A 6,270-nucleotide genomic window follows, 5' to 3' on the forward strand; every position below is an offset into this window, starting at 1 on the left:
CGCGTCGATGCCTCCCGCCCACGGTTACACCTACCCGAACGTCTCCGACGATCCGGACCAGACAGACGTCCTGCGGAGCCGGCTCGGCCTTCGCCGCCATTCCGAACTTCACCCTGAAGAATACCGCCGCACCAGCCACAGGATTCTGGAAATCCGGCTGGGTCTGGGGCCGACCGGCCATTTCGATGCCGACCACCTGAAGGCCATTCATCGGCATATCTTCCAGGACGTCTATGAATGGGCGGGCCACATGCGCCACGAGAGGCCGGTCGTGGACGGGGCACGGGTCGAACCGATCGGCTCGATGCGCAAGGACGCGACCACCTTCCTGCCCGGCTCCCATATCGACATGGGCCTGACCGAGGCCTTCAAGCCCATCCGCGACCCGGACGTCCTGAAGGCCTCAACGCCGGAGCAGTTTGCGGCCATCGCCGGCAAGGTTCTGAACGAACTCAATTACGTCCACCCGTTCCGGGAAGGCAACGGCAGAGCGCAGGAGGCGTTTGTCGCGGAACTCGGCCGACACTACGGGCATAATGTGGACCTCTCCGTCATCACGAGATCTCGGATGGTCTCCGCGTCCATTGCCGGCACGCAGGATCCGGACCATCCGGCCATGGCGGCCCTGCTGACGGACGCCAGCTCGCCCGCCCGCACCCGTGCCCTGAAGGAGCTGATGCAGGACATGGGCTCTGGCCCTGCCGCAAGGCCGCTGGATGACCTTGTCATCCGCACGGCCGCGCCTGGAGAAACTGTCTCGGGGATCTTCAAAACACGGACCAGCCTGTCCGGTGCGTTCGAAACGCCTGACGGAATCGTGGCGGTGCCTGTCGCGGATCTGCGAAACGCTGTCCGAAAGGACGGCGGGTACACCGTCACCGTGCAGTCCGATTTTTTGACGGCCTCTGCTGCTCCGGTGCTTCGGCCCGTGCCGCGTCCGGTCATCCCGGCTGTCTTCGGGCCTGCGGAGGAGAAGCGCGAAAGCGCGCTCCTGGCACGGGCGAAAGAGGACGGCCGCAAGGCTGCTGCCTCTCTTCATGCGTTCTGGTCGGCCCCGCCTTCCCTCGTCTGCCGCGACATCGAGACCGCCATCCGCCAGGAGGGCGGCGATGCAGCACAGGCCTTTACCGGCATGAAGGCCGGAGGCCGTCATGCGGCGCTTGGGGAGGCCATCAAACAGGAACTGCGGCATAATCCCGCTTTTGCGCGTGAGCTGGGCAAGGTCCAGAAGGACATGGCCGCTTATGGCGACAGTCGGGAAAAGGCCTTTGCGTTCGGCGCGGCTCACGGTCGGGAAACGGAAATCCTGACCGATCTGGCCGGAACGGATCGGGAGATCGCCCGCCACGCCAGCCGGACACCCACCTCTGAACCGGGCCGCTCGCTGAGTCAGACCCTGACCGGCCAGCCTGCCCTGACCGCCACGATAGACCCGACAAGCCGCCCGTCTCTTTCGTCTGCCCGCACACCCGGCCCCGGGTGATCGCCCCCGGTTTTCCTAGACCCATCCTGCCCGTGCGGCGAGCACACTGACGGCGACGAAAGAGGAATGGAGGTGGCGTTTTCCTGAGCCCATCCTGCCACCGGCCAAGACGGGCGACGGGACAGGCCGTCAAGCCCGGAGCGTCCTGAGCAAGGGGGGCAGGTTTGCGGCTGATGCGGGGTCGCGTGCGGCCCTGCAGCAGACGCGGGCCTGACACCTGCCGCCGAGGGATGTGCAGTGGCTTTACGGACTGGCACGGCGACTGTCAGACTGAACGCTGGATGCGAGGTCGCCTCCATGGAACGTGCCTCCCCGGACGGTCCGCAGGACGGGCCGGGGAGGTTGAGGAGCCGTCTCACGAACCGATCCCCAGACCAGGACCGCCCGATATTGGAAAAGGATGCGGGCAAGCCGTTACCCGGAAGGGCCGAGACCCGAGGGCCAGACGCCCGGTTGAGGGCGGCTGGACGTCGGGGCTCGGTGGAGCTTGGCGACGCAGGAGCCTAGCGGAATTGATGTGGTGAACGGCCTCTATGCCTTACTTTAGTGCTAGGGTGCCGTTGCCAGTCAGGGCATCCGGAGAAGAACAATGACAGACATTGCAGTTATCGGTCTTGATCTCGCCAAATCTGTTTTTCAAATCCACGCTGTTAACCAGCAGGGATTGCCTGTCCTCAAGCGTCAACTGAGACGCGCCGAGCTCCTAAAATTTTTTCAGAAACTTCCGCCATGCCTCATTGGTATGGAAGCGTGCGGGTCAGCCCATTATTGGGCACGCGAGTTCAAAGCTTTGGGACATACGGTCAGACTGATGCCACCAAACTACGTCAAGCCTTACCTCAAACGCGGAAAAACAGATGCGCGCGATGCCGAGGCCATCTGTGAAGCCGTCACACGACCGACCATGCAGTTTGTTCCTGTCAAATCTGTAGAACAACAGTCTGTTCTGATGTTGCACAGCAGTCGAGACTTGCTGGTGAAGCAGAAGACCATGCTCATCAATGCTCTTCGAGGACATTTGAGTGAAATTGGTCTCATTGCTCCCAAAGGAGTTGTCGGCGCCAAGTCTCTCGGAGGCCTTGTCCATGAAAATCAAGACTCGTGGCCGAATGAAATACGAACCGTCGCACATGCCTTTCTAGATCAGCTTCGTATGATACAGACCCAGATTGAAAAACTGGATGACAGGATCCTGCAATGGCATCGTAATAACGAAAACAGTATGCGACTTGCGACCGTCCCAGGGATCGGTCCGATTGTCGCGAGCGCTATCGCAGCGTCTGTTCCGGACCCAAAGCTTTTTCGGTCGGGAAGACATTTCTCTGCATGGCTTGGTTTAACACCTCGTGTTCATGGCTCAGGTGGCAAAGATACGCTTGGGCGCATAACCAAGGCCGGTAACGGGTATATTCGCAGGTTACTTGTCGTAGGCGTTACTGCTCTCCTGCGCATAGATCGTAAAAAAACACCCAGTCATCTCTGGGGCCAGATGCTTCGGGAGAAAAAGCCTGGACGCGTTGTCTCTGTCGCATTGGCTAACAAGACAGCAAGGATTGCATGGGCTCTTATGAGCCGCGCCGAGACATATCGTGGCACCTCGGCAGTTCCGTGTGCCGTTTGCTAAGATCAGAGACAAAGCCAGTCATCATTTGATGATCTGGTAGATGTGCGGGAGTGTTGAGTTTTGATGACAGACCGGACTGCTTCGGGAACAGAATAAAACCGTGCTCGCTCTTGCGCCATTAAAGCGCGTGGAATTGTTTTAGGTTTTCTGTTCGCGGACTTCATCATGGCCAGCGGCCCTAGTGGCTGCACAAAAAGGCCGGACACATGAGAGCACCAGTTCCGTATGTTTCAAGACAAGATTTTCCTTGCGCCATAGAGGCCGTTCACACAAGAGCGCGCGAACCCTTCAGGGCCGCCCCGATCCTTCTTTTCACCAGTCGCATCTCCCCGCGTCATTCTGCCTTTCTGAAGCAAGAAACACGCGCTCATCCGAGGCGTCGGCTTCGTGAAGAAGGACATGAAACAGATGCTCACCATTCCGAAAGTCTGGCCGTACTTCCTCTTTCTCTTTGGCCTCCAATGGCTGATCGCAGCCATCCGTGAGCGAAACAACGCCAAGTTTCTTGGTACGCCTTTTGCGCTCTTCCACATCGCTTCAGCGGGCATGGCAACGATGATGCTCTGGCTCCGCCGCTCGACCCGCTACGCACTTTTCTTGGCTGTTCCGGTTACGGCGCTGTGCGCAGTTCTTTCGCTTGGCCTGTATCTTCTGGGCCATGAGAAAGAGGCGGTCAGCGCTCTCGACGTGGCTCTGATGGCCGGATTTGGAGGCTGGCTTCTCGAATTGCTCTCGTCCATGATCGAAGAAATCTGAACGCTCTGCGTCTTCGATTGCCTAGCGCAGCCCCCCTGTGGGGGGCGAGCACTGGGGGCAAAACACTCCGCGCCGACGAGGCGCGTCCGCCTTCCCGGAAAAAACGACGGGAGATGAACTAGGGCGGACGGGAGAAGAGGCCGAGGGCAGAGCCGAGGCCGTCAGCGCGGCCCCGGTGGGTGGCCGGACCTGCTGGCCCGGCCTGTGGGCGTTAGAGAACTGCCCCCCACTGTGCGGCGCGGACATTCTCGGTGAGGGTGCGGCCGTTGTCCTTAACGTAAGGCTTCCAGTCTTCCCCGAACAGTTCGCGGTAGGCGTCACATGCGCCCTGAGCCATAACAGCGAGCGCGTAAGCCTTCGGGGCCTGCGCTGCTGCAAAGCGAACGGCGCGGTCAACGCGGTTTTCCCCGCCGTCGATGCCTTGGCGGTCTTCGTCGCGGCTTTCGTTGCTGAAAGAGTTCTGTTCGTCGCGAGCAATCTGGCGCTTGTTCTCGTAAAAGTTGGCGGCGCCATAGGCAGAGCGGACCATACCGTCCACGAGACGGCCAAGGTGCATTTCCATGGCCTTGAAATTGCGCTCGCCCCGGAAGTCGGTGACGATCAGAACGTCCTCAAGAAGCGCGTACTGGTCGCGGATCATGCTCAAACCGGCCCCCATCAGCTCGTCATAGTCACCAGCCTCGAAACCGAAATGCTGAACAATGGCGGAAATCTTGTCATCGTTGGGGGCGATGCGGAGAACGTCGGCCAGCGTGGGAGAGGCAATGGCCTTTGTGCGGTCGCGGGCTTCGTTGAAACGGCGGACGGCAGCGGGGCTGGCCTTTTTTGCGGCCTTGCGGTTCTGGGCCTTCGGTGCGATTGTGGTTGCTGCGTCGGACATGAAACTACCCTTTCTAGTCTAGCGAAGTCCCGGCTTAGTGTTCGAGCACTAACCGGGGCGCTTTGTCTTGAGAGCCAATCCCTCTCGACAAGTAAAAGATAGCCTTTTTGGCCTTTCATGACAAGARAAAAAACGCARAAAACCGCCATAAAACGCGATTTATTTTTGCGCGACAAGTAAAGAGATTTCTTGATTACTTTATGAATACCTGTCGTTTTCCTAGACCCATCCTGCCCGTGCGGCGAGCACACTGACGGCGACGAGAGTGGAACGACGGTGGCGTTTTCCTGAGCCCATCCTGCCACCGGCCAAGACGGGCGACGGGACAGGCCGTCAAGCCCGGAGCGTCCTGAGCAAGGGGGGCAGGCTTGCGGCTGATGCGGGGTCGCGTGCGGCCCTGCAGCAGACGCGGGCCTGACACCTGCCGCCGAGGGTCGCGCAGTGGCTTTACGGACTGGCACGGCGACTGTCAGACTGAACGCTGGATGCGAGGCCGCCGTCGTGGAACGTGCCTCCCCGGACGGTCCGCAGGACTGGCCGGGGAGGTTGAGGAGCCGTCTCACGAACCGATCCCCCAGACCCGGACCGTCCGACGTTGGAAAAGGATGCGGGTGAACCGTTACCCGGACGGGCCGAGACGCAGGGGCCAGACGCCCGGTTGAGGGCGGCTGGACGCTGTGGCTCGGTCGAACTTGGCGACGCAGGAGCCTAGTGAGATAGAGTGAACGAACCCTTCAGGGCCGCCCCCAATCCTCTTTTGCTTTCTTTGCTCACTGCCCTGATTTTTTCCCGGAAGAGTCCCGGGTCAGAAAGAACACCACAAAACCCACGGCAAGCACCAGCAGACCTCCCCGTGTCGGGTGCAGAAAGCCCTGCCAGATCAGGAGTAGAATGGCGACCTGAATGATCAGCGCACCGATGCGAATGACTGTTTGTCGTGACATGGGGCCAGTCTAGTCTTTTTCTCTGTCCTGGCGCAGCCCCCCTGTGGGGGGCGAGCATTGGGGGCATCAAAGCTCGCGCCGACGAGGCGCGTCCGCCTGACTAAACCGGGTGAGCGGACAAAAAAAAGCGGCCCGGAGGCCGCCTGTCGGTGTCACTGATGGGACGTTCGCAACTTTGCGAGCCGGGTGGCAATCGGTCCGATCGCAAGCCCCAGACCGATGGTGAAAACAGCGGCAGGAAGAAGAATAAACAGGATACTCTGGGTCATGTTATCCATTGGTTTTCGCCTCCGTCTTGTCCTCAGGATAGGGGATATACGCCAGAAAAGTCAAAGAAATTGCCTCAAGCGCCGCACCCAGAAAAAAACAGGTGACGGCACGCATGGGGGTCAACGGTCCTGTCCCGGAAATAAGGGGGGTCACGATGCCGAGCCCCCACGCGCTGAGGGCAAATGTCTGAAGGACGCTGGCAATCGCCTTGTAGCGGTCTTCCTTGTGTTTGGAGCGCTGCGGCGGGGGCAGCAGCGCCATGAGGCGGTCTTTGTTCATCTGGTGCAACGCTCCTTTTTCCCGGAATCAAAAC

6 protein-coding genes are annotated in these 6,270 nt (G+C 60.1%); 3 read left to right on the top strand and 3 right to left on the bottom strand.

The window, feature by feature from the left end; translation table 11 throughout:
* Positions 1 to 7 precede the first annotated feature (7 nt).
* From KP707_RS14615 to KP707_RS14625, 3 genes are all read left to right on the top strand, one after another.
* A complete protein-coding gene (locus tag KP707_RS14615) occupies positions 8 to 1,483 on the top strand; it encodes a Fic family protein (protein WP_211499419.1) in 1,476 nt (491 codons plus the stop codon).
* A gap of 589 nt (positions 1,484 to 2,072) precedes the next feature.
* Positions 2,073 to 3,107: an IS110 family transposase gene (locus tag KP707_RS14620; protein ID WP_015074928.1), complete on the top strand. Its 1,035-nt coding sequence runs from the start codon at positions 2,073 to 2,075 to the stop codon at positions 3,105 to 3,107.
* A gap of 399 nt (positions 3,108 to 3,506) precedes the next feature.
* Positions 3,507 to 3,863 (top strand): hypothetical protein, encoded by a 357-nt coding sequence (locus KP707_RS14625; RefSeq protein WP_249206792.1) that lies wholly within the window; start codon positions 3,507 to 3,509, stop codon positions 3,861 to 3,863.
* A 211-nt stretch (positions 3,864 to 4,074) separates the two neighbouring features.
* On the opposite strand, the gene KP707_RS14630 is transcribed toward KP707_RS14625, so the two are convergent.
* The 3 genes from KP707_RS14630 to KP707_RS14640 all read right to left on the bottom strand — a co-directional run bounded on the left by KP707_RS14630 (position 4,075) and on the right by KP707_RS14640 (position 6,236).
* Positions 4,075 to 4,743 (bottom strand): hypothetical protein, encoded by a 669-nt coding sequence (locus KP707_RS14630; protein ID WP_211499421.1) that lies wholly within the window; start codon positions 4,741 to 4,743, stop codon positions 4,075 to 4,077.
* A 770-nt stretch (positions 4,744 to 5,513) separates the two neighbouring features.
* Positions 5,514 to 5,687, bottom strand: coding sequence for a hypothetical protein (locus KP707_RS14635; protein ID WP_211499422.1), 174 nt, complete (start codon positions 5,685 to 5,687; stop codon positions 5,514 to 5,516).
* Between the two features lie 270 nt (positions 5,688 to 5,957).
* A complete protein-coding gene (locus tag KP707_RS14640; RefSeq protein ID WP_010505526.1) occupies positions 5,958 to 6,236 on the bottom strand; it encodes a hypothetical protein in 279 nt (92 codons plus the stop codon).
* Between the last annotated feature and the right edge of the window lie 34 nt (positions 6,237 to 6,270).

Source organism: Gluconobacter sp. P5E10, from assembly GCF_018812145.1.
GTDB lineage: Bacteria > Pseudomonadota > Alphaproteobacteria > Acetobacterales > Acetobacteraceae > Gluconobacter > Gluconobacter cerinus.